Consider the following 22,089-nt stretch of genomic DNA (forward strand, 5'->3'; position numbering starts at 1 on the left):
CGTTACTGCCGCACCGCACCCTCGTATCGCCGGCGCATGACCTCGCCGGCGGCGGGACCGGCGGCATACACGTACCCGGGGCCATCAATGCGCTCGCCGGTGGCCGCATCGACAACAACGGGTTCGATCTCGCGACCCGTCTGCGCGTCGACCAGGATCATCGACCGCTCCTCCGGCGCCAGCTGCGCGTTTCGCCATGCCGCCATCGCGACAAGCACGGGTCGTAGCGACCGGCCCAGGTCGGTGAGCACGTATTCATAGCGGTCCGGACGCTCCTGATAGCGCCGTCGATCGAGAATGCCGGACTCGACAAGAGCTTTCAGCCGACTGGTCAACATGCTGGACGAGAGACCGATGTTGGCCTGGAACTCGTCGAAGCGTGAGTAGCCGTCGAAGCAGTCATGCAGGATCAGCACCGTCCACCACTCGCCAACCACGCCCAGTGTCGTCGACAACGGGCACTCCCGGTCCTCGAGTCGGATCTTGCTCACCATACGGACGCTCCTTCTTCGACTTACTGCTAACTTAGCAGTTACAGTCACTTCTAACTTAGCAGTGACTACGAAGGAGACTCCCATGACAAACCCCGCAATCGCCGACTGCCCAGATGCCGTCCGTGCGTACATGACTCTCAACGAATGTGGCGACCGCACTGCAGCGACCGCCCTCTTCACCGACAACGCACACGTCGCCGACGACGGACACGACTACCGAGGCACCGCCGAGATCAGGACATGGCTCGATCGCGTCGCAAGCGAATACACCTACACCACAACGCCGGTTGCCGCCGAGAACGCACGCCCCGGCGAAACGTCGATCCGCTGCAGGCTCGAAGGAGACTTTCCCGGAGGTCTCGTCGACCTCGACTTCCGGTTCCAACTCGACGACGTCGGTCGACTCGCGCGCCTGTCGATCACCCCGAGTGCCGAGCAACCAGCTGTTGGATAGCGCTCGTTCGATGTTTGCGACCACGCCCCATCGGCTACCCGTGTCACCCACCCGAGCGTCCTAAACTGAACGAAGTACGTGTATCGGCGCAGGTGACACCGCCTCCGAAGGGGACCGAATGAGTACATCCGCAGACTCCATGGTGGAAACGACGGCCAAATCGCTGACACTCCCCGGTGTGGTGCTGGGCATCGGACTCGGCGGGTTCGTCGACGGCATCCTGCTACATCAGATCTTGCAATGGCATCACATGCTGACCAGCACCAACAGTGACCACATCGGCGTGCGTTACTACCCCTCCGACACCGTTCACGGACTGAAGATCAACACCCTGTGGGACGGGTTCTTCCACACGTTCACCTGGCTCGCCGTCCTGATCGGGTTGGCACTGCTCTTCTCCCGGGTGACGAGTTCTCGGCACCGGTTGTGGACTTCTCGCGCCCTGTGGGGATGGGTGCTGGTGGGTTGGGGTGCCTTCAACCTGGTCGAGGGGGTCATCGACCATCACATCCTCGCGATCCACCACGTCCGCGGAGGTGAACACCAAACCCTCTGGGACATAGGATTCCTGATCCTGGGCGCGGTGTTGATAGCGGCCGGCTGGCTGCTGCAGCGTTCGGTGCGTCCCAGCGATCCGGAGGTCCCCACAGCGGAACACTCGACATGAGCGCTCTGGCTCACGAATCGTCGGCAGAGCCCGGTTTCGACTGGGACGTGGCGCTCCCCTATACCGCCTTGGCCGTTGTCGCCGGCGTGTACCTGGCGGCCGCGGTCCTACGTGCGCGGGAACCTCGCGGCTGGAATCACTGGCGCACAACAAGCTTCATGATCGGCATCGCGATCCTGCTCATCGCCCTGCGCCCATCGGTGTCAGACAGTTTCGGCGACCACATGCTCGGGCATCTGCTGATCGGCATGTTCGCGCCACTCGCACTCGTCCTGGCCGCGCCGATGACACTGGTCTTGAGGTCGGCCCCGCCGCGGTGGGGTCGCTCACTGGTCCACCTGTTGCGGTCCAAACCCGCAGGCGTCCTGACCAATCCGGTTGTCCTGCTCACTGCGAACCTCGGCGGGTTGGTGTTGCTGTACTTCACGCCGCTGTTCGGGCTCGCCGACGCCAATCCTATGGTGCACGGCGTGATTCACGTGCACTTCTTCATCGCCGGATACCTGTTCGCCTGGATGATCGCCGGCCCTGACCCCGGACCGGACCGGCCGACGGTGCCGATACGTCTGGTCGTTCTCGGTGTGGCCATCGCCGGCCACGCCGTGATCTCTCAATTGCTCTACGCCGACCTCTATGTACAGGTCCCCGCACCGCCCAATGAACTGCAGGATGGCGGGACTCTCATGTATTACTGGGGCGACATCGCCGAACTTCTTTTGGCTCTCGCCCTACTTGCCACGTGGAAACCCGACCACCGGACGCAGAAAACTACGGCCAGATCCCACACACTGCAAAGTCACAACTGAGCCACATAATCATTGCAGCCGACCCTTCCGAGCAGCCTTCAACCAAGGGGGCGCGGTATGTTCGATTCAGTCTTTACTGAGTCATTACCTGGGGGTATTCGATGGGCCATAAAATCCGAACCGCTCATTCACTATTGCGGAGCACCGTGCGCTTCGGCACGGTGGGAGCGATCGCCGCTGCTGCGACACTGACGTTCAGTGGAGTCTCCGGCGCCGCACCGGGGTTGGGCAGCTCGGGCAGTGGCAGCGTCGGTTCCGGATCGACAGTACCGGGACCGTTCCAAGATGACCCCGGCCCGCCGCCGGTTCTACGCGACGACATCCTCGTCCCGGCGATCGAAAAGACCGGAGAATCCGGAAAGCACGTTCGGTACAAAGTCGAATCACCAGCACTGCGCCGTGCGGTGACACTCGATGTCCTGCTGCCCGCGGACAATTCGGTGAAGCGTCCGACGCTGTACATGCTCGACGGGGTGAGCGCCGGGGACAACGCCAGTGGCTGGATGTACCAGGCTGGTGCCAAGAGCTTCTTCGCAAACAAAAACGTCAATGTCGTGATGCTCAATGGCGGGCGCTCGAGTGTGTACACCGACTGGGAGAAGATCGACCCGGTCCTCGGCCTGAACAGGTGGGAAACCTTCGCAACAAAAGAATTGCCACCACTGATCGACAACGCTTTGAACACCAATGGCGTCAACGCAATCGCCGGAAATTCCATGGGCGCGCAAGGAGCGATGATGCTGGCCCATAGGAATCCGAATCTCTACGACGGAGTAGCGACATTCAGCGGGTGCTATTCGACCACTGATGCTGTCGGCCGTCTCTCCATCCAGCTCACTGCTTCACATCAGAGCGGCGACCCGGGCAATATCTGGGGCGAGTTCGGCAACGAACAATGGAAGGCGCACGATTCCGTCCTCAATGCAGGAGCATTGCGCGGCAAACACATCTACATGTCAGTCGGCAACGGCTTGACAGGCCCGCATGAAGATCCGAATTCTGACGACTATTTGAACACCGCGATTGTCGGCGGTGCAATAGAGGTCGGCTCGAATCACTGCACCCGGACGATGGAAAATCGTCTGGACAAGCTGGGTATTCCGGCGACAGTGACGTACGAGCCGGTCGGGGTGCATGCGTGGCCGTATTGGAAAGACCAACTGCCGAAGGCATGGCCGACACTCGAGAAGGCACTGGGTCTCTAGACGCTTGCGACACGCCACAAAAGCACACGCACCAGTCATAAGCACATGTTTAAACGTGTGCCTATGACTGGAGTGTGTGCTTCTGGATTTGCAGTCGTCGAAAGCGTGTAGGGGTCAGAACTTGGCCAGCAGCGAGCCGAAGCCCTCGACCTGATCGTTGATCCCGTTCGCGCGCAATGCATGCCAGACTGTGGCGAGGTTGATGGCGATCACCGGCTTGCCGAGTTCACGCTCGAGGTCGGCCGCGACCTGCATCGCCTCCAGGTTCGTTCCACACTGGATCAGCGCGTCGACGTCCGGACCGTCGACGGCCAGGAAACCCGCACGGATGGTTTCCGGGGTCTCGTCCGCGATCGATGTGGCCGATGCCGACTTCAGGCCGTGCACGCCTGCCACCTCGAAGCCCAGTTCGGTGAAGTACTTACGAACCTGCTCATCACCGACAGGCTGGTAAGGCGTCATCACGCCGATTCGACGGGCCCCGAACGCTTTCAGTGCCTCGCCGGCCGCGGTCGCTCCGGTGGACACACCCAGGCCGGTCAGGCGGCGGACGTTGGCCTCGAACTCCGCGTTGCCTGCCACTCCGCCCCAGAAGGTTTCCGCCGACATCCCCATCACGATGTAGTCGGGGTCGGCGGTCATCACCGTCTCCAACGCGGCGGGCAGTGCCTCATTCAGGTTCTCCCGAAACAACCCGAACGCATCGGCGGAGTCCAAGGCCACGGCCTTGATCATGATCCGCCCGGTGTGCCAGGACGAGTCCTGCAACCGGATCTGGTGGAACTCGCGCTCGACCGACGTATTCGTCGAGGGAACGATCAGCCCGAACTTCTTGCCCTTGGTGATCACTGGTGTACCGGTTCCTGCCATTGTGTGTCCCTCTCGATTGAAGTGGTGCTCTGCACCAGCTGGGCCTTCGCCCACCGGCCGACCTCGGCGTCAGCTGCCAGCTCGGCACCCACGCCCAACAGTTCCGTGAGGCCCTGCCAGTCCTGATGTGACCGGCCCGAGGCCCCTGTACGACGAATCGATCGGTACGTCTGCGCGACCGCACCGGCCCCGGCCAGCAGTGGGCCCACCGGGTAGATCATCAGGGCGACACCGCATTCGGCCAGAACACGCTCCGGCGGAAGCGCCGAGTGATCACCGGCCTCCGACAGGTTGACCATCAGCGGCACGCCCGGCACCGCGTCGCGAATACGGCGCAGTTGCGTCTCGGCATATGCCCCCTCGACAAAGATCAGGTCTGCGCCGGCGGCCGCATACGCTTGAACCCTCGCAATTGCGGCCTCCTCACCGTCGACCGCGAGCGCGTCGGTGCGTGCGATCACCAGCGCGCTGCGCCTGCTCCGCACCGCCATCGCGACCTTCGCCGTCATCTCCTCGACCGGGATCAGTTCTTTACCGTCGAGATGCCCACATCGTTTGGGCGCCAGTTGATCTTCGAACTGGATGGCAGCCGCACCGGCCCGCTCGAGACGCTCGACGGCCTCACCGACCTGCAGGACACCGCCATAGCCGGTGTCTCCGTCGACGATCAACGCCAGGTCGGTGACCGCGGTCATGCGCCGGACCTGTTCGGTCATCTCGGCCAGCCCGAGATATCCCAGATCCGGACGGCCCAGCGCGGTAGCCGAGACGGCGGCCCCGGATACATATGCGACACCGAAACCTGCGTCGACGGCGGCGCGTGCGGTGACCCCGTCATAGACCCCCGGAGCGATCACGGGGCCATAGCAGAGCCTCTCCGACAGCACGCGCCCAGCGGGACGAACGGTCTTCGGCACCGCATGCAGCTCACGTGCCAAGCGTCCCAACGTGATCCGCAGCGAGGTGAACATCGCCGAGGCACGCAGGTGAGCCCGCTTGTCGAGCAACTCGATGTCCATCTCCGAGAGCTCGTCGGCGCGGGCCGCCCGGGCCTCGTCGTCGTCGGAACGCATCGAGTCGTAGTTCTTCTGCGCCTGGGCCTGCACGTGGTTGAGTGCGGCATCGCGACGCAATTCGCTGTACAACGTTGCCGCATGGGTGTCGTCGGTGTCGTCCAATGCCGCGTCGACACACAGCGCAGCTGCCCACGCATCGTGGATACCGCTGTTCATACCCATGCCACCGAGCGGGTTGTTGACGTGGGCGGCGTCGCCGGCGAGCAGCGTGCGGCCGACCGAGAATGTCGCGGCCGCACGCATGTTCACCTTGTAAATGGATGCGTGCGGGATGTCGTACGCCGTCGGCTGAGCCGCGATACCCTGCAGCCGCGCTTCCAGTGCTGCGGGCTCCAGGGCCTGCTCATCGGACTCGGCGTCCCGGATCGGGAACAGTGCACGCCAGTGGTTGGGGGTACGCAGCAGCACACCCCAGTCCTCCGGATCGGAGATGTACGAGACGTACGCGAGATCTGCGAAGTCGTCGCGGAATTCGTGGGTCGTCGAGATGACCAGGAAACGCTCGTCATAGGTCCGTCCCTCGAACGAGACACCGAGCGACTTGCGGATCGCCGATTGCGCGCCATCAGCGGCGATCAACCATCGTGTCAGGATCGGACGGTCGCGTTCGGTGTCGGGCAAGAAGATCCGGGTGTGGTCGTGGCCCTGCTCGACCCGCACCACCGGGCTGGAGAACTGCAACGTCACGTTGGGCATCGTCACCAGGACGTCGTGGATGATGCGGGTCAGGTTGTCCTGCTCGCTCTGAATCCGGTACGGGTACTTGGTCTCTCCCTTGAGCAGACCCATGTCCATCTCCGAGAGCACCGTGCCGTCGCGTTCCCGGTACTGGAACACCGGCGCCTCGAGACCCACCGCGAGCAGGTCGTCGACAACTCCGAGTTCTTCGAGCAATTCGAGGGTCGACGGGTGGAAGGTGGACGCCCGCGATTCACCGGACAAGCTGTCACCGGCCTCGAGGACCAGCACCTGGTGACCCATCTGGGCCAGCTTCAGGGCCGCGACCATACCCACCGGCCCCATGCCGGCCACCACAACCGTCTCCATGGTGCGTTCTGTGTTCACAGACATGTTCTGTCTCAGCTCTTCTCGGCAAGCAGTGGTCCGTACAACCGTGGTTGACGGCTACCGACGGGATCCAGGTGGTATCCCATCATCTTGTTATGTGATTCCCGCAGATCGAGCCGGACGATCAGCTGTTCTTCAAAACCGTGCCTGGTCCACTGCGCGGACGGATAGCGCATGAGCGCGATCGGCTGGCCCGGGATGAACGGATCGGCGCGCACGATCTGGCTGCCGACGATCCCCGGGCTGTCGAGCCGGTTCACCGATACGAGGTGTACGCGGTTCTCTTCCGTCCGCTCGGTGGCGGCCATCTCGGGCGCCTCGCGCCGGTCCCAGTTCGCCGGATGCACAACGACTTCGGCACCCCGCAGGGTCAGCAATCGCATCACCTCGGGAACCCATACCTCCGAGCCGATCATCATCCCGATCGCCCCGATCTCGGTATGGGCGACCTCGATGGCGTCACCGGGGCGCGCCCACTGCATATCTGCGTGGTCGAGGTGGGTCTTGCGGTACCGGAAGACCACGGTGCCGCTGTTATCGATCAGATACGCGGTGCTGTGGTAACCACCGTCAACGGACTCTTCGACGAGGTTGACCACCACCCACAGCGAATGCTCCTTGGCCGCAGCGCGAATGGTTTCGAGCACCCGCTCGGAAACCACTGCGGCGGCGGCCGGATCCGCGGCCACCTCGCCGGGCTTGAAGCAGAACAGCTCCGGCAGCACACCAAGGGTCGCACCCTGTGCAGCGGCGTGGCCGATCTGCCCGACCGCGCGGGTTATCGTCCACTCCTGGTTGTGAAAGTACGAAACCTGCAGCGTCGCAACATCAAGGAACTGCGAAGGTCGCTCCGGATCCACCGGACCGAGCATCGAAGCCACGGGCAGCGAGTCGTGCTCGCTCATCAGGTCGCCGTAGAGGTCCGGACGGCGCCAGCCGAACACGTCGGCGAAACCCGGTACATCGTTGTTGTCGGCGTCGGCGGGAGTGATGTCGGCCCAGATCAGACCTTCGTCTTCCTCACCGGCGCAGGCGAGTGTTTCGCCTGTCGGAGTGACGATCTGCGACCCGCCCATCCATGGCCAGGCGTCGGCCGGGCCGCCGACGGTGTTCGCCGCGATGTGCCACACGTGATTCTCCATGGCCCGCAGGGGCACATGGACCCGGAGTTCGTCGGGTCCGCGGGAGTTGAGGGAGTTGCAGAAGACCTGCGCGCCTATGGTTCCCAATACTCGGGGAACATCAGGAACGATGCCGTCGGCACACATCAGCAGCCCGAGAAGGCCGACCTCGGTGTCGACGATCTCGAGCTCTTTGCTTCCGGGTGTGAAGAGCGTGTACTCGTAGTCCCAGAACACGGTCTTGTGGTGGACATACAGCAGGTCCCCGGTAGGTCCGATCAGCAGCGACGCAATGTAGACGTCCGGCGCCGTTGCGCCACGTACGTCCACGCCGACAACCGCATGGATACCGGCATCACGACAAGCCTGCTTCAGACCGGCTACGAACTCGCCTTCGAGTGTCTCGGAGAGTTCGTGGCACTCTTCCCGGCTGCCGTAGTTCCGCAGCCGATTGCTGTTCTCCGGCAACACGATCAGCTGGGCACCAACCGCCGCGGCGGCGCGAATGTAGGCGGCACACCGTTCTGTGTTCGCAACAACATCGGTGCCGGAGAAGAACTGTGCAGCAGCTACCCGGACAGTGTCCGCGCCGAGAGACTCAAACGAGTCGAGAGTTTTGATTTCCATAATATGGTTATCGCCTTTCCAATATATGGGTAACAGTACCGCTGCTTGCGATGCCATCACCATGCGGGATGCTTCACCGCGCGACGTTCACCACCGTGCGCTGACTGTGCTCGTGCACGCCGAATCCGCCGTAGTCGATACCGATTCCGGATTGGCCGGCAAATGGCATCGGGATCGCGGCGTCGAAGGCGCCGTGCTGGTTAACCCAGGCCGAGCCGACATCGAGCCGCGTGGCCACGGCCTCGGCAGCCTCGGCATCGGTCCCCCATACCGAACCGCCCAGTCCGTACTGGCTTGCATTCGCCTGGGCGACAGCATCATCGATCGAATCGAACGCGATGATCGGGAGCACCGGACCGAACTGTTCTTCGACCACGAGCCGGTGATCGGACGCCAGACCCGTCACCACCGTCGGTGCGATGAACAGACCGCGCTCCGGAACCGGTCCTCGATGTCCGTGGACCCGGCCGCCTGCCGCGCGGGCGGCCGAATTCAGGTCGAGCACACGTTCATACTGGGGACGATTCTGCATCGGCCCCATCTCGGTCGTGATGTCGAACGGATCACCGAGTTGCACTGGCCGTAGCCGTTTGTCGAAGAGATCGACCATGTCGTCGACCCGACTGCTGTGGACGTAGATCCGCTTGACACCCGCGCAGAACGCGCCGCAGTTGAGCAGACCCACCTGTGACGCGGTTTCGACAAATCGACCGAGGTCGGCATCCGCCATCACGATCGCGGCGTCGTTGCCGCCGAGTTCGAGGGTGATCCGCTTGAGTTGATCTGCTGCAGCCCTTGCGATCACCTTGCCCGTCGCCGTCGATCCGGTGAACGAGATCTTTGCCACGCCGGGATGGGCGACCATGGCCGCCCCGACCTCGTGTCCACCGTTGAGCACGTTGAGGACGCCCGCCGGAAAGATCTCCCTGGCCAGAATCCCGAAACGCAAACCCGACAGCGGCGTGAACGGTGAACTCTTGAGCACCATCGTATTTCCGGCCATCAGGGCATTCGCGATCTTCACCACCGCGAGCAACACCGGCGAGTTCCACGGCGCTATGGCCCCGACGACACCCAGAGGGCGTCCGGTCAACCGGATCGATTTGTCGGGATGGACGATGTCCGTGTCCATCTGACCGGTATCTGCGATCGTGCGGACGAAGCGCGCGGCACTGAGCACCTCGCTGACACATCGCCGCAGCGGGCGACCCGTCTCGGCAACCAGCAGCATCGACAGCGTGAAGACGTCCTCATCGAGTGCTCCGGCGAACAGGTACAGCGCTGCTCGCCGCTGTCCCCACGAGATGGCCTGCCAGTCCGGGGCTGCCGCCGTCGCTGCGGCAACCGCGGTGTCAACGATGCCGGCGTCGCCGAACGGGGCCAGCGCGATGACCTCTTCGGTGGCCGGAAAGGGCACCGGCCGTTGCGAGGTCGCAGGCACACTGATTCCCGCGACGGTCTGAGCGAGATCGAGTCCTTCGATCCACGCCGCGACGTCGTCGGGCGTCTGTCCGTACAGCGCGTCGAGGTCCGGGGGGCCGGATACCGTCTGGCTCATGTCAGTTCCGGATTCTGTGGTTTGGCATGGGCGCCGGGGTTCAGGGCATCGCGGATCGCGTCGCCGACCATGTTGAAAGACAGGACGATCAAGAGCAATGCCACACCGGGGAAGGCAATCGACCACCAGGCCAGGCGCAACGCGGTCTGTCCGTCGCCCAACATCGATCCCAGCGAGAACCCGGGCGCCTGCACGCCCAGACCGAGCAGACTCAATCCGCTCTCGGCCAGAACGGTCACGCCCACGCTGACCGACCACAACACGATGACCGGTCCGATCACGCTCGGCACGATGTGCCGCAGCATGATTCGGGATGTCGATGCGCCAAGCGTGCGAGCTGCGACCACGAAGTCGAGACGACGCACCTGCGACACCGAACGCACGATCGTGCGCGCGTAGATGGTCCAGGACCACACCGACAGCACGACCACGAGGGTGACGATGCCGGGACCGAGGACCGCGGTCAGCGCGATGCCGACCGCGATGAACGGAATCGCGAACTGGATGTCGGCCAGGCGCAGGAGCGCGGGTCCGATGAATCGTTCGAAGTATCCGGCGAGTACGCCGAGCAACAGGCCGAGCAGCGCACTGATGGTGGCCGTGACCACGCCGATGGTCAGGCTCAAACGCAGCCCATAGAGCACGCGGCTGAACACATCTCGCCCGAGTGAGTCGGTGCCGAGAAGGTATCCGCCCTCACCCCCCATCCACATCGGCCGAGTGTCGGCATCGGCAAGAATCTGTGTGGTCGGATCGTGCGGCGCGATCAACGGTGCGAAGACCGAGAGAATCACCAGCACAGCCAACAGGCAGAAGCCGATCTTTCCGGCCGGATTCGACCAGGCCTTGCCCAGGATTTCGCGGACCCGGCCCTGCGACCGGCGCGGTGTGGTGGTCGTCGCGCTCATGAGGACGCCTTTGCTCGGAGTCGGGGATCGAGGAGATGCACAACGGCATCCATTGCAATGTTCATCAGGGTGATCAGGACCGCGATGACAAAGACGCAAGCCTGCACCGTCGGAAAGTCTCGCGCCGAGACGCTACGGACCAGTAGTTGTCCGAGACCGGCATAGTTGAGCATCGGTTCCAGGATCAACAGGGATCCGATCAACAGCGAGAAGAGGATTCCGAGGAAGGCGACGATCGGTGGAATGGCGAGGGGGAAGGCATGTTTGATCAGAACCGTCCTCGGTGCCAGACCTTTGGACTTGGCCATGATCACCGGTCCCTGTGCCAGCGCGTCGATGAGCTGTCCACGCACGAGCCGCGAGAGCGTCGAGAAGCCCTGAATGGTCAGGACGATGATCGGCAGCACCAGACCGATCGTGCCCCCGGCCCCGGTGGCGGGCAACCAACCGAGGTTGATCGCAAAGACCAGCACGAGCAGCAACGCGGTGATGAAGTACGGGATGCCGTCCAGGACAAAGGCGACCGCCATCAGCAGCCGGCCCCGGGTCTGGGCCTGGTGCAGCGCCGCATATCCACCGACCACTGCGGCCAGCAACACCGACAGCAGCAACGCCGGAATAACAAGCGACAGACTCGGTCCCAACCGAGCCCAGGCTTGCGCGCCGGAATCGAGCTTGGAAACGAACGAGGTTCCGAAGTCCATGGTGAAGGCACCACGCAGCGAGTCGAGGTATTGCATCACGACCGGGGAATCGAGACCGAGGCGGACTCGCGTCGCCTCGACCGTGGCCTCGCTGGCCTCGGGCGGTGACATGAGTTCGGCAGCATCGCCCGACATCCGGACGAGGATGAAGATGAATGTGGTCACTCCGACGATCACCGTCGCCAACAGCAGTAGCTTGCGGACCAGGTAGTTCAAAACCTTCATGGCTGAACCGGTCCCAGGGAAGCCCCACTCGCCGCAGCCATCAGCCGCTCGGTGAGCAGATTGCGCTGTTCGGCAAGAAGGCCGGCCAGTTCCGGGTCGCTCACCGGTTGGTCGACCGCAGACAGGTCGATGCCTGCCCCGGCCAAGGTGTGCTCGATGACCGTCAACCGGTCGCGCAATACCCATGTCTCGGAAGCGAGTTCGAGCATCATGCGCATCAGGGCGTCGGTGTCACCGCTCGCGGTGAGGTACGGGGCATCCTCGCGGGCAAATCCGGGCATGGTGTGGGGGGTCCTAACTACTGGTCGCGGTGAGCGCGGACGATGCCGGACTGCCGGCCGCCAGTGTTTTGCGCATCGACGTGGGGAGTGGTGCCGCGGGAACGGCAGCGTGGGCGGGCTTCTCGGAGAGGGTGAGTTCCCCCGGGAAGTGGCATGCGACCTGCCGATCAGTGCGCACGTCATCGGCAGAGACCAGAGCGGGCCGTTCGACGGCGCAGATGTCCCGTGCGATCGGGCACCGCGGGTGGAAGGGGCATCCCGACGGCGGATTGCTGGGTGATGGCAGGTCGCCCTTGGGCACGATTCGCTGGTCGGGAGCGAGTTGCATCGAGGCCAGCGACGCCGCGTACGGATGCAGTGGATCGTCGAAAACCTCTGCTGCGGTGCCGACTTCGACGATACGTCCGAGATACATGACCGCGATCCGGTGGCTGATATGCCGCACCAGTGCCAGGTCGTGGCTGATGAACAGGTAACCGAGGTCACGTTCGGCCTGGATGTCCTGCAACAGATTCACCACCTGTGCCTGCACCGAGACGTCCAGCGACGCGGTGGGCTCGTCGGCGACGATCAGCGCCGGATTCAGCATCAGGGCGCGAGCGATTCCAACCCGCTGGCGTTGTCCTCCGGAGAGTTCGTGTGGGTAGCGCGAACCCATCTCGCCACCGAGTCCCACCAGATCCAGCGTCTCGACCACGCGGCGTCGACGCTCGTCACGGTCTCCGACCCGGTGGACGATCAGTGGTTCGGCCAGCGCGTCCTCGATCCGCAGAAACGGGTTCAGCGAGGTCGACGGGTTCTGGAAGACCATCGCGCTACGTTGCCGCAACGCCCGGGTCAGTGCCCGTCCCTTGAGTCGGGTGACGTCGGTTCCCTCGAACACGACCTTTCCGGCCGTCGGCGTGTACAGCCGCAAGGCCGCCCGCCCGACAGTTGTTTTGCCGCTGCCGGATTCGCCGACCAGTCCGACGGTCTCACCGCGCCGCACCTGAAGCGACACCCCGTCGACCGCACGGACCGTGGTACCGCCCGGACCCGGGAAGTGTTGCACCAGATCCTGGATGTCCAGCACCGTGCCGTCACCGGAGTCTGTGTTCGATTCGCTCACGATGTCAGGCTCTTTTCGGAGATGGCCGCCGCGGTTGCGTTTTGATCCCCGGACGGGAATTCGTGCTGCACCCGCAGGCAGGCGGTGGAGTGCTCAGGAGATGACGGCAGCGGCAGCAGACGGGGACGAGTACTTTCGCACTCGACGGTCGCGAAGTCGCAACGCTGCGCGAACGCGCACCCGGACGGCAGGTTGTCCAGGGCAGGCGGCCGACCCTCGATGGTCCGCAACCGTCGGCCCCGGTTGTGCTCGGGTGCCGTCTGCAGCAACGCCCATGTGTACGGATGCTGCGGTTTGGTCATCAATTCCTCGACCGGACCCTGCTCGACGACCGCCCCGGCGTACATCACGACCAGCCGATCGGCGATGCCTGCGATGACGTCGAGGTCGTGGCTGGCGATCACGATCGTCAGCCCGGTCTCACGATTGAGGGTCCGGAGCAGCTCGAGGATCTGCGCCTGGGTGGTGACGTCGAGCGCGGTGGTCGGCTCGTCGCAGAAGAGGAGAGTCGGTTTGGCGACCAAGGCCATCGCGATCACCACGCGCTGTAGTTGACCACCCGACATCTGATGCGGATACGTCTTCATCCGTGCCTCGGGGTCGGCGATCCCGACCCGCGTCAGGGTGTCCACCGCGAGTTCCTTGGCCGCCGACTTCGACAGTCCGGGTTCACCCGAACGCGCGGATTCGATGAGCTGAGAACCGATCGTGTGCATGGGATGCAAGGAACTCCACGGATCCTGGAGCACGACCCGCGCGTGGCGGGCCCGGAATTCCCGCAGCTCTCGCTTCGACATAGCAACCACGTCGACGCCGGCCGCCTCGATGTGGCCACCGATCCTGGCGCCCCAGGGCAGAAGTCGCAACGCCGACAGCATCGCCGTGGACTTTCCCGACCCGGACTCCCCTGCCAGCGCGACCACCGCTCCGGTGGGAACTTCCAGATCGACTCCGTGCAGGATTTGCAGGTCTGCTCTGTCACTGCGTGGCAGATGGACGGTGAGATCACGCATCGACAGCGCGATGTCGGCGACCGTCTCTTGTTTCGAAACATCCACGGTAGGCGCGGGATTCACGACAGTTGCTCCTGTGGGGGCTTGGTGGCGGTGATGACCCATGGGTAGGCGTCGGCGCCCAGTGCTTGTTGCTTGATATCGACGAATCCGGCGGCACGGGCCGCCGCTTCGAGGTCGAGGGTGGCGGCGGTACGCCACCACGGCTCATTTCCGTGTTCGGCATCCCAGTCGTCGAGCCACGCCTGGTACGGAGATCGCTGCTCGTAGGGTGCTACGTCCGAGAAGTGGACGTGCCCACCCGGTTCGAGTAGCCGGAAGGCCTCGGTGAACGTATTCCGCGTTGCGTGAGGCGGCATTTCGTGGTGAAGGATGAATGCCGTCACCAGATCGGCACTGCCATCGGGTAGGCCCGTCGCCTCGGCGTTGGCGTGCACGGCCGTGATCGCCACGCCGGCGTCCTCCGCCCGCCGAAGTGCATAGCGGGCCTGGGTTCGCGACAGATCAACTGCCGTGATCGTGGCCTGTGGATACTCTTTTGCCAACTGCAGCGTGTATTGCCCGGTGCCACAGCCCATATCGACGATGCGCTGGTAGTCGTCGCGCGGTGCCGCGGCCGCCACCTGCCGCCGTTGGGCGAAGAGATCACCCGGATAGATCTTCTTGAGCAGAAAATGATAGATCATCTCGTGATGCACGAAGCCCATGTCCGGGTGACCATCCCAGCCCCCCGCCGTGGCGTGGAACTCGTAGTCCCAATACCGCGGCGGGTTCTCGCCGGTGTCGATCACGACACCGGCCGGGGCCGCCAGAGGCGCGAGGACCTCGCGGCGACGTTCGAATGCCGCGGCCGCCCGGGGAGTCGCCACCTGGCGACTCCACCGGAGAACGGCCCCGACTATCCGATGATCGGCGTTGTCCGCCAGAACACCGTCCACCCGTTCACGCAGATCCTCGATACCCACGAATGGGGCCTCGAGGGTTCCTGATTCCTGCACGGTCGCCCGGATCCTGTTGCGCAACGGCGCAAGTCCGACCCGCAATGCCTGCAGGAACTCCAGTTCGGCACGACCCCGCTGATCGATCAACTCACCGGCGGGAAGGGTGGTGGTGTTCATGTATTTGCCTTCGTTCTCAGGTCAGCTGCAGCTTGTCGGGTCAGCTGCGGCTTGTCGGGTCAGCTGTTCGACGAGGTCGACACGGTGTCGAACTGCAGCATGATGCCGGTACCGAAATCGACTCCGGAGGTTCCGGCGACAACGGCTCCGACCGACGGACGTCCGTAGGTGTACAGCACGTAGTTCTTGTCGAACAGGTACTGGCTCGCAGCGATCAGCTTCTGTTCGCGCACATCGCGATCCATCTCGGTCTTGGTGGCCTGGTACAGCTCGGTCCACTTCGGGTCGTTCACCAACGGGCGCTCGCCCTGTGAGATGAACGAGAACGGACGATCCGCGTCGAAGACGCCGGTGTACGAGGTGCCACGGAAGAAGATGTTGGCGTCGGTGCCCGAACGGAACTGCTGCAACCACACCGCGGTCTCGTTCGCCTCGATCGTCGGCTTGAAGCCGACCTCGGCCAACTGGCCACCGATCGCTTCGAGCAGGGGCCGGTAGAGAGACATCCCGGAGAGGGTGATCGGGGTTCCCTCGGCGCCGGCCTGGGTCAGCAGTTTGCGGGCCTCGTCGGGGTTGTAGTCCGGACGGGAGATGGTGTCGGTGTGGCCGAAGACGCCCTCGATCGGCAACTGGCCGTCTTCGAGTGTGCCTGCCCCATAGGTCAGCGCGTCGATGAGAGCGGGTGCATCGATGGCGAGGTTGGCTGCGCGACGGACGTTTTCGTTGTCGAAGGGCGCCTTGTTCGTGTTGAACTGGAACATGTTCTGGCTGCCGCTGAACGATGCGGTGACCTCATACCGGTCATCGCCCTTCAGTGTCTGCAGCGATGCGCCCGGCAGTTCGTGCGCCACCGTCAGTTGTCCGGACTCGAAGGCCGAGGCCAGCGCGCTGGAATCGGAGAAGTACCGCAGTTCGACCGTATCGGTTGCCGGTGCCTCGCCCCAGAAATCGTCGAATGCCTCGAAGGTGACCGAGTTCTCGATGTCGAAGTCGGTGATCTCGTAAGGTCCGCTGCCGATGGGGTGGGCGGCAAACCCGTCTGCACCACCGGCGGCTTCCCACGCTGCCTCCGGCACGATGAACACCTGCGCAACGATGTTGAGCAGCAGCGGTTCCGGCGTCTTGGTGACGATCCGCACGGTGGAGTCATCCAGTGCGGTGACGCTTTCGATGTTCGCGAGGTTGGACGCCGTCACGAACTTCTCGGCGATGATCTCGTTGAACGAGAACGCCACATCACGCGCCGTCAAGGTCGTGCCGTCATGGAACTTCACGCCATCGCGAATGGTGAAGTCGGTGGTGAGCGGGTCGACGTTGGTCCACTCGGTCGCGATACGAGGCTGCGCCTCTTCGTCGTCGGCGAGCCAGCGCACCAACGAATCGAACGCGTTGTACTGGTACGTCTGGTACGACGAGTTCAGACCGGTCAGCGGGTTGATCGAGGTCGAGGTACCGATCACAATGCTGTCGGTACTCGAACCGGCGGACTGTTCGGTGGGGGCGCAGGCGCTGACCAGTCCGGTCGCGACGATCACGCCGATTCCCGCGGTGCCGAGCCGGCGCAGGCGATGGCGGGTACTCGCGCCCCGCGAGATCCCGAAAGATGAAGAATGCAGCGACATGTGGCTACTCCTGGTGGGTGTGATGGGTGATGAGGATGGCGACGGTCCGCCCTACCTGGACGGATCCGAACGAATGGGAGAACCGAGAAAGGGTCAGTGATCGCGCAGGGCGGCAGCGGTGCGCTCTTCGGAGGGCAGCACCGCACCGAGTACCCGGCGAACCAGAGAACGTCGCTGTGCCAACAGGTCCGAGGCCAGCTGTTCGTCGGGCTGATAGGCATCGATCTCCCCTGCCGACAGCACGCCGTGTTCGGTCAGGAGTCGCTCGAGAACGACGTTGCGGTCGCGGAGGGCCCAGACCTCAGAGGTCAGTTCCAACAGCATCCGGGCCAGGTCGTCGGTCTTGGTGTCACCGAGATAGTCGGGGCGGACCGCCTGCTCGCCGGCTGGGGTGTCAACGGTGCTCATTTGGCGGTTCCGTTCGTCGTCAGGGGCTTTCGTGCCCGGGTGATCCAGGGATAGATCCCGCCACCGACGCCATAGGCTTCGACGTCGACGAATCCGGCCTCGGTGAGCGCGGCCGGGAGGTCCATCGCCATCACCTCACGCCAGTACGGTTCGCCTCTGTTCTCGGTCTCCCAGTCGAGCACCACGGCCCGGAACGCCGAATGGTGTTCGTATGGCGCGATTTCACTGATGACCAGGTCGCCACCGGCTTCGAGAATGCGGAAGGCCTCGGCGACGATCTGGCGGTTCACCTCTTCGGGGACCTCGTGCATGAGGGTGTAACTGGTGACCAGATCGGCGCAGCCATCCGGCAGCCCGGTGTTCTCGGCGGCAGCCTGTACCCAGTTGATCCCGGCATCGACCACCGACGCCTGCGCATAGGCGAACCGCAAGGCGGTCTCGGACAATTCGATGGCCGTGATCGCAGCGGACGGGTAGGCGTTGCGCAGCTTGAAGGTGTATCGCCCACCGCTGGCACCCAATTCGACGATGTGACGGTAACTCTCGCGTGGGGCCTCGGCGGCGACCATGGTGCGCTGGTCGTTCAGGTTCTCACCGGTACGTACCGCCCCTACCCCGCCGGGACTGAGCACGTAGGCAAAGGCGAGCTCGGAGATCGCGGGCCCCATCAGATCGTGTCCGTCCCACCCGCCTGGAGTGAGGTGGAAGCCGTGCGCCCAGTAGGCCGGCGGCACCAGATCGGCGTCGAGCGTCAGGGATCCGCTCGGACTCGTCACGTCGAGGAACTGCTCGGTCTGGGGCCGGATCGTCTCGATGGCCGGGAGTGCGCGCACGTAGATCTCTTCGGCGACCCACCGGGTCAGCAACCTGTCGAAGGCCCAGGCAGACGAATTCTCAAGTGCGGCATACACAGATTCGCGCTGATCGTCGAGCTCGGTCGGAGGATTCGGAACGGCCCGCTCGTACTCCTGCGCCGCCCGCTTCTGCAGGGTTCCACCGGCGAACTCCTGGACAGCGCCGAGGAACTGGAGGCTGGCTCGTGCCTGTTGGCCCAACTCGACGTTCATAAGTTCCTATCGCAATGCGGAAACGCTTCCGCCACATAGTGGATACCGAGGAGATTATGTGGCTGGATTAACAACGTCAATACCCAAAAAGTCGATCAGCACCCACCATACGGAAATGACTAACCGTATGTTTCGTACGTGTGAACAAGCGGTGGCGGAGCGGGCTCGGATCCTGCCCAAATCGTGCGGACGACGGCCCTGACCCGGTCTTTTAGTAACGTTCCGGCCTGCGAAACGCCCATGATCAGGGGCGAACGATCCGCATCATGCCTTCTGTAACCTTTACGTAAATCAAGTCTGCGGCGCTGGAATTCGCCGCCTATTCCCACGATATGGAAACTTCCGACGGGGGCGTCAGGCCAAATCGTCCAAATACCGGTAGATCTCGTCGAGCGATCGAACCTCACCGCACTTGGTGGCGATGTCCCGCAGATTGGATCGGTGGGCATCGGGGTTCGGGTCACCGACCGCCTCCCGGACGACCACGGGGATGAATCCATGCTGCATGGCGTCGATGGTGCTCGCCCGAACGCAACCGCTCGTCGACAGTCCCGTGATCAGCAGGGTGTCGATTCCACGGACATGCAGGGCCGCGGCGAGGTCTGTCCCGAAGAACGCGCTGGGATAGTGCTTGGTCACCACGACCTCACCGTCGCGCGGCTCGAGGCCGGAGATGAAGTCACCCAGCGGATTACCCTCAACGAAGCACCGCAGCGACGGCACCTTCTGGTAGAAGCGACCGCCAAGGGCCCCCGTGTCATCGGCGTAGTGGACGCGCGTGAACACGATCGGAATGCCGGCGCTTGCCGCCCGCTCACGCAACGCGATCATCGCATCCACCGCGGCGTCGACACCGGCATACAGGGGTGACGACGGTTCGGTGTACGCCTGAGCCGGATCGATGATGATCAGCGCCGGACGGTTTCCGAGTTGCAGGCTCCCCCCGAAACCCGCGCTGGAACTGCTCGTTTCACCGTCGGCGCCGGTGTTGCCCCCGTCGCGTTCCTCTGAGGAAGTGTCCATCACGAGGTGGCCATGGCCGCTTCGTCGTACTGGACAAAGGCCTTGGACTCCAGCACCGGGGCGATGAAGTCTTTGATCACCGAGACATGCGCTGGATGGACCCGGTAGGCCTGCCACGCCGCGGCATCGACGAAGCTCATTCGAAAGGTCAAGTGCGCGTTGCCCTGCGCAAGACCCGCATCCCGCGCGACCTGGGCGACGGCAACTTCGGGAATCGAGTTCGGGAGGTCGAGCAGTCCGCTGATGATGTCGTCGATCTGCGCGGCGGTGACATCACTACGTAGTGTCAGGGTGCCCTGGTGCACGAACATGCCGGTCCCACTTTCTTCTGCGCCGAACCTCGGCGGACTGATTGCCAAAATACGACTGTAGCCCCACCATATTGTAGAAATGTTAAATTGCTGGCTTCACCTCACTCGGTGGCTTCGGCGTCTGCATAATGTGGGAACTGAGAACCGATGTGGGGGGTTTCGTACGAGCCCCCGATCCTTGAGGAGAATGACGCCAGATGGTCAACGGTTCGACAGAGCACCGCGTCTCAGGTGCCGGGAGCAGTCGAAAACTGCTCAACACGTTGTTGTGTTTCACTGCGCAGCGCCCGACTTGGACAGTCGCCGAACTATCCAGCGAACTCGAACTCTCCGCGACATCAACTTATCGATACGTCGCATTGTTGCGTGAAGTCGGATTACTCGAAGGCGCACCCGACAGCGCATATCGCGTCACCGACATGGTGATCGGGCTCGCTGCGGCCTGCGAAGCCGCGCGTCCACCGTTGATGGACATCGCTCTTCCGTACATCACCCGTATCCGCGACGAGGTCGACGAGACCGTGTTGATCGCGCGCCGCAGCGGCGACGCCGTCTACTGCGTGGATCGCGTCGAATCCCGTCGCCCCGTTCGACTTCAGTTCGACCGGGGACAGGCGATGTCGCTGCATCGCGGATCTATGGCCCGAGTCTTGTTGGCATCCATGACCCCTCGTGAACGCGACGAACACCTCTCCAAGGTCTTGCCGACCCTGGATCCGGCGTCGGCCAGCCTCCTTGGCCACGAGTCACTCGACGCTGTCCGCGCGGAGGGTTGGACCGAAAGCTACGAAGAGGTCGACGACGGGATCTGGGGTACCGCGGCGGCCATCACCTCGCACGGCAAAGTCGTCGCGTCGATCGGGACGGCGGCACCCATCTTCCGTACCGATGCCCAACGCCGGACGAGGATCATCACGTTGATCCGGGAAGCCGGACAAGAGATCTCCGCGGTGCTCACCGGTACCTGATCCGAGACCGCCGTCAGACGACGGCCGAGCGGACCGCGACGGCGAGGTCGCGCAGCGTCGTCGTGGCGGAGCCGCGCGTGTCGGGGCCGGTCAGTGTGTCGATCACCGGATCGAGGACGTCAACGGGCAGGAACTGTCCGACGTTGCCGCGGAACTTCTCGACCACCTCGTCGACGGTCAGCGCCGACCCGGGGTTGCCACGTGCGTTGCGGACCTTGGCGGTGAAGTTCCCGGACACGGTCCGGACGGTGACTCGCGATGGGCGGTTGGTCGGCAGCTCGGCGCTGAATGCGGGAACCTCGCGTAGGCGCACACGATTGACCAACATGCCGATGTCGGGCCGGTCGAACTGCCCGGGTAGGAATCCGTCGGCATCCAAGCGCCCGTCGAGCACCACCGAGGCGACGCAGCGCGGAATCGAGAAGCGGGCGTGAAGATCCGACTCGGCACCGTCGCTGTCGAGGGACGCCGCGAATGCGAACGTCTCGATGTCGATCGCGACGATGTCCGAGGGCGCCGGACCGCCCGCGGCGGCCAGCGCTATCTGCAGGGCGTCGAGAGTCGGGTGGACCCAACGGGCGCACGCGTACGGCTTCAGGTAGCTGTCGCGTACCCGCCACCGCTCCCCCAGCTGCCCGGTGATCTCGTCGACGTCGGTGTCTGTCGTGACGACCCCGTCGTAGAGCGCCTGGAGCAGACCCTCGTCGACGGTCCCCGACGCAGCGGACGCGGCAGCGAGCGCACCGTAATACGAGCCGAGGCCGGTCCACAGGTTGCGCACGGTCCCGCCGTGCACAGGGACGGCGAGCGTGGCGGCCAGCGGCAGCGAACCGCCCAGTTCGATCGCTCGCGTCGACTGCTCTGCGTCAGCGCCCGCGAGCGCACTCATGGCGACGGCGGCGGCAATCGGACCGTGGATGCCGTGCGGGTGCAGACCCGGACGCAACGACGTTCCGACGCCGAACCGCAGACCCACCTCACACCCGACGACGAAGGCTGCGATTGCCGGATCGTCGTCGACGTCTTTGCTTGCGAGCGCGTGCAGCAACGCAGGCAGCACGTGAGGCGCGGGATGGGCAGTCGGCACAGGTGGGAGCCGGGCGCCCGCCGGGTGAAACGAGCCGCCGGAGTCGGCGTCGAGCCAGGTGGCCGCCGAGCCGAGCGTCGTCGTCCAGGCGAACGGCACGCCGCCGGCCTCCTCGTCGGCGATCTGCAGGGTCTGGCCCAGCCGCTGAACTGCTGGGTATCGAAGGCCGCCGATCAACGCGCCGAGCGAGTCGAGCAGGAGCAGACGCCCGAACGTCCAGGTCTCCTCGGGGATATCGCAGCGATCGGTGTCGGCGACAAAACGGCCCAGTGCAGCCAGATCGAGCACCAAGTCGGTCAT

The 22,089-nt window shown here is 64.0% G+C and carries 22 protein-coding genes; 5 read left to right on the forward strand and 17 right to left on the reverse strand.

Translation table 11 applies throughout. The annotated features are described in order from the left end of the window. Positions 1 to 2: 2 nt before the first annotated feature. Positions 3 to 494 (reverse strand): winged helix-turn-helix transcriptional regulator, encoded by a 492-nt coding sequence (locus AC1D75_RS02850; RefSeq protein ID WP_495513805.1) that lies wholly within the window; start codon positions 492 to 494, stop codon positions 3 to 5. 82 nt (positions 495 to 576) lie between these two features. On the opposite strand from AC1D75_RS02850, the gene AC1D75_RS02855 reads away from it, so the two are divergent. From AC1D75_RS02855 to AC1D75_RS02870, 4 genes are all read left to right on the forward strand, one after another. Then, positions 577 to 948 carry a nuclear transport factor 2 family protein gene (locus AC1D75_RS02855; RefSeq protein ID WP_495513806.1) on the forward strand — a complete coding sequence of 124 codons (372 nt, stop codon included), beginning with the start codon at positions 577 to 579 and terminating at the stop codon, positions 946 to 948. A 118-nt stretch (positions 949 to 1,066) separates the two neighbouring features. Further along, the gene (locus AC1D75_RS02860) at positions 1,067 to 1,615 is read left to right on the forward strand and encodes a DUF2243 domain-containing protein (RefSeq protein WP_495513807.1); all 549 of its coding nucleotides are present in this window, start codon (positions 1,067 to 1,069) and stop codon (positions 1,613 to 1,615) included. Continuing rightward, a complete protein-coding gene (locus AC1D75_RS02865; protein ID WP_495513808.1) occupies positions 1,612 to 2,421 on the forward strand; it encodes a cytochrome c oxidase assembly protein in 810 nt (269 codons plus the stop codon). Before AC1D75_RS02860 ends, AC1D75_RS02865 begins: the two co-directional genes overlap by 4 nt. A gap of 101 nt (positions 2,422 to 2,522) precedes the next feature. Next, positions 2,523 to 3,626 carry an alpha/beta hydrolase gene (locus AC1D75_RS02870; RefSeq protein ID WP_495513809.1) on the forward strand — a complete coding sequence of 368 codons (1,104 nt, stop codon included), beginning with the start codon at positions 2,523 to 2,525 and terminating at the stop codon, positions 3,624 to 3,626. A gap of 114 nt (positions 3,627 to 3,740) precedes the next feature. On the opposite strand, the gene AC1D75_RS02875 is transcribed toward AC1D75_RS02870, so the two are convergent. The 15 genes from AC1D75_RS02875 to AC1D75_RS02945 all read right to left on the reverse strand — a co-directional run bounded on the left by AC1D75_RS02875 (position 3,741) and on the right by AC1D75_RS02945 (position 19,782). After that, positions 3,741 to 4,496 (reverse strand): maleate cis-trans isomerase family protein, encoded by a 756-nt coding sequence (locus AC1D75_RS02875; RefSeq protein WP_495513810.1) that lies wholly within the window; start codon positions 4,494 to 4,496, stop codon positions 3,741 to 3,743. After that, a complete protein-coding gene (locus tag AC1D75_RS02880; RefSeq protein ID WP_495513811.1) occupies positions 4,472 to 6,643 on the reverse strand; it encodes an FAD-dependent monooxygenase in 2,172 nt (723 codons plus the stop codon). Before AC1D75_RS02880 ends, AC1D75_RS02875 begins: the two co-directional genes overlap by 25 nt. Before the next feature lie 8 nt (positions 6,644 to 6,651). Beyond that, the gene (locus AC1D75_RS02885) at positions 6,652 to 8,388 is read right to left on the reverse strand and encodes a nitrilase-related carbon-nitrogen hydrolase (RefSeq protein WP_495513812.1); all 1,737 of its coding nucleotides are present in this window, start codon (positions 8,386 to 8,388) and stop codon (positions 6,652 to 6,654) included. A 73-nt stretch (positions 8,389 to 8,461) separates the two neighbouring features. Further along, positions 8,462 to 9,946 carry an aldehyde dehydrogenase family protein gene (locus AC1D75_RS02890; protein WP_495513813.1) on the reverse strand — a complete coding sequence of 495 codons (1,485 nt, stop codon included), beginning with the start codon at positions 9,944 to 9,946 and terminating at the stop codon, positions 8,462 to 8,464. Further along, a complete protein-coding gene (locus tag AC1D75_RS02895; RefSeq protein WP_495513814.1) occupies positions 9,943 to 10,854 on the reverse strand; it encodes an ABC transporter permease in 912 nt (303 codons plus the stop codon). The genes AC1D75_RS02890 and AC1D75_RS02895 overlap by 4 nt, the downstream gene beginning before the upstream one ends. Next, positions 10,851 to 11,783, reverse strand: coding sequence for an ABC transporter permease (locus tag AC1D75_RS02900; protein ID WP_495513815.1), 933 nt, complete (start codon positions 11,781 to 11,783; stop codon positions 10,851 to 10,853). The genes AC1D75_RS02895 and AC1D75_RS02900 overlap by 4 nt, the downstream gene beginning before the upstream one ends. Beyond that, complete coding sequence (locus AC1D75_RS02905; RefSeq protein ID WP_495513816.1) at positions 11,780 to 12,064, reverse strand: hypothetical protein; 285 nt, start codon at positions 12,062 to 12,064, stop codon at positions 11,780 to 11,782. The genes AC1D75_RS02900 and AC1D75_RS02905 overlap by 4 nt, the downstream gene beginning before the upstream one ends. Before the next feature lie 13 nt (positions 12,065 to 12,077). Then, positions 12,078 to 13,172 (reverse strand): ABC transporter ATP-binding protein, encoded by a 1,095-nt coding sequence (locus AC1D75_RS02910; protein ID WP_495513817.1) that lies wholly within the window; start codon positions 13,170 to 13,172, stop codon positions 12,078 to 12,080. Continuing rightward, positions 13,169 to 14,248 carry an ABC transporter ATP-binding protein gene (locus AC1D75_RS02915; RefSeq protein WP_495513818.1) on the reverse strand — a complete coding sequence of 360 codons (1,080 nt, stop codon included), beginning with the start codon at positions 14,246 to 14,248 and terminating at the stop codon, positions 13,169 to 13,171. Before AC1D75_RS02915 ends, AC1D75_RS02910 begins: the two co-directional genes overlap by 4 nt. Next, positions 14,245 to 15,303: a class I SAM-dependent methyltransferase gene (locus tag AC1D75_RS02920; protein WP_495513819.1), complete on the reverse strand. Its 1,059-nt coding sequence runs from the start codon at positions 15,301 to 15,303 to the stop codon at positions 14,245 to 14,247. The genes AC1D75_RS02915 and AC1D75_RS02920 overlap by 4 nt, the downstream gene beginning before the upstream one ends. Before the next feature lie 59 nt (positions 15,304 to 15,362). Next, positions 15,363 to 16,925: an ABC transporter substrate-binding protein gene (locus AC1D75_RS02925; RefSeq protein ID WP_495513820.1), complete on the reverse strand. Its 1,563-nt coding sequence runs from the start codon at positions 16,923 to 16,925 to the stop codon at positions 15,363 to 15,365. A 93-nt stretch (positions 16,926 to 17,018) separates the two neighbouring features. Next, a complete protein-coding gene (locus tag AC1D75_RS02930; RefSeq protein ID WP_495513821.1) occupies positions 17,019 to 17,333 on the reverse strand; it encodes a hypothetical protein in 315 nt (104 codons plus the stop codon). Next, positions 17,330 to 18,400, reverse strand: a complete 1,071-nt coding sequence (locus AC1D75_RS02935; RefSeq protein ID WP_495513822.1) for a class I SAM-dependent methyltransferase — start codon at positions 18,398 to 18,400, stop codon at positions 17,330 to 17,332. Before AC1D75_RS02935 ends, AC1D75_RS02930 begins: the two co-directional genes overlap by 4 nt. A 354-nt stretch (positions 18,401 to 18,754) precedes the next feature. Then, positions 18,755 to 19,423: an isochorismatase family protein gene (locus AC1D75_RS02940; RefSeq protein ID WP_495513823.1), complete on the reverse strand. Its 669-nt coding sequence runs from the start codon at positions 19,421 to 19,423 to the stop codon at positions 18,755 to 18,757. After that, a complete protein-coding gene (locus AC1D75_RS02945; RefSeq protein WP_495513824.1) occupies positions 19,423 to 19,782 on the reverse strand; it encodes a Dabb family protein in 360 nt (119 codons plus the stop codon). The genes AC1D75_RS02940 and AC1D75_RS02945 overlap by 1 nt, the downstream gene beginning before the upstream one ends. A 149-nt stretch (positions 19,783 to 19,931) precedes the next feature. Here AC1D75_RS02945 and AC1D75_RS02950 point away from each other — a divergent pair, with 149 nt between their 5' ends. Beyond that, entirely contained in the window at positions 19,932 to 20,702 is a 771-nt protein-coding gene (locus AC1D75_RS02950; protein ID WP_495513825.1) for an IclR family transcriptional regulator, read from the forward strand. Between the two features lie 13 nt (positions 20,703 to 20,715). On the opposite strand, the gene AC1D75_RS02955 is transcribed toward AC1D75_RS02950, so the two are convergent. Next, a complete protein-coding gene (locus AC1D75_RS02955; RefSeq protein WP_495513826.1) occupies positions 20,716 to 22,089 on the reverse strand; it encodes an MmgE/PrpD family protein in 1,374 nt (457 codons plus the stop codon).

It is taken from the genome of Williamsia sp. Y712 (assembly GCF_059445525.1).

What these genes read in the sequence shown, in the direction of transcription:
- AC1D75_RS02870 (WP_495513809.1), top strand. Translation starts at nt 2,523, where the DNA reads ATGGGCCATAAAATCCGAACCGCTCATTCACTATTGCGGAGCACCGTG.
- AC1D75_RS02930 (WP_495513821.1), bottom strand. Translation starts at nt 17,333, where the DNA reads ATGAGCACCGTTGACACCCCAGCCGGCGAGCAGGCGGTCCGCCCCGAC.
- AC1D75_RS02935 (WP_495513822.1), bottom strand. Translation starts at nt 18,400, where the DNA reads ATGAACGTCGAGTTGGGCCAACAGGCACGAGCCAGCCTCCAGTTCCTC.
- AC1D75_RS02900 (WP_495513815.1), bottom strand. Translation starts at nt 11,783, where the DNA reads ATGAAGGTTTTGAACTACCTGGTCCGCAAGCTACTGCTGTTGGCGACG.
- AC1D75_RS02850 (WP_495513805.1), bottom strand. Translation starts at nt 494, where the DNA reads ATGGTGAGCAAGATCCGACTCGAGGACCGGGAGTGCCCGTTGTCGACG.
- AC1D75_RS02905 (WP_495513816.1), bottom strand. Translation starts at nt 12,064, where the DNA reads ATGCCCGGATTTGCCCGCGAGGATGCCCCGTACCTCACCGCGAGCGGT.
- AC1D75_RS02855 (WP_495513806.1), top strand. Translation starts at nt 577, where the DNA reads ATGACAAACCCCGCAATCGCCGACTGCCCAGATGCCGTCCGTGCGTAC.
- AC1D75_RS02890 (WP_495513813.1), bottom strand. Translation starts at nt 9,946, where the DNA reads ATGAGCCAGACGGTATCCGGCCCCCCGGACCTCGACGCGCTGTACGGA.
- AC1D75_RS02865 (WP_495513808.1), top strand. Translation starts at nt 1,612, where the DNA reads ATGAGCGCTCTGGCTCACGAATCGTCGGCAGAGCCCGGTTTCGACTGG.
- AC1D75_RS02875 (WP_495513810.1), bottom strand. Translation starts at nt 4,496, where the DNA reads ATGGCAGGAACCGGTACACCAGTGATCACCAAGGGCAAGAAGTTCGGG.
- AC1D75_RS02955 (WP_495513826.1), bottom strand. Translation starts at nt 22,089, where the DNA reads ATGACCGACTTGGTGCTCGATCTGGCTGCACTGGGCCGTTTTGTCGCC.
- AC1D75_RS02895 (WP_495513814.1), bottom strand. Translation starts at nt 10,854, where the DNA reads ATGAGCGCGACGACCACCACACCGCGCCGGTCGCAGGGCCGGGTCCGC.
- AC1D75_RS02940 (WP_495513823.1), bottom strand. Translation starts at nt 19,423, where the DNA reads ATGGACACTTCCTCAGAGGAACGCGACGGGGGCAACACCGGCGCCGAC.
- AC1D75_RS02880 (WP_495513811.1), bottom strand. Translation starts at nt 6,643, where the DNA reads ATGTCTGTGAACACAGAACGCACCATGGAGACGGTTGTGGTGGCCGGC.
- AC1D75_RS02925 (WP_495513820.1), bottom strand. Translation starts at nt 16,925, where the DNA reads ATGTCGCTGCATTCTTCATCTTTCGGGATCTCGCGGGGCGCGAGTACC.
- AC1D75_RS02950 (WP_495513825.1), top strand. Translation starts at nt 19,932, where the DNA reads ATGGTCAACGGTTCGACAGAGCACCGCGTCTCAGGTGCCGGGAGCAGT.
- AC1D75_RS02885 (WP_495513812.1), bottom strand. Translation starts at nt 8,388, where the DNA reads ATGGAAATCAAAACTCTCGACTCGTTTGAGTCTCTCGGCGCGGACACT.
- AC1D75_RS02860 (WP_495513807.1), top strand. Translation starts at nt 1,067, where the DNA reads ATGAGTACATCCGCAGACTCCATGGTGGAAACGACGGCCAAATCGCTG.
- AC1D75_RS02920 (WP_495513819.1), bottom strand. Translation starts at nt 15,303, where the DNA reads ATGAACACCACCACCCTTCCCGCCGGTGAGTTGATCGATCAGCGGGGT.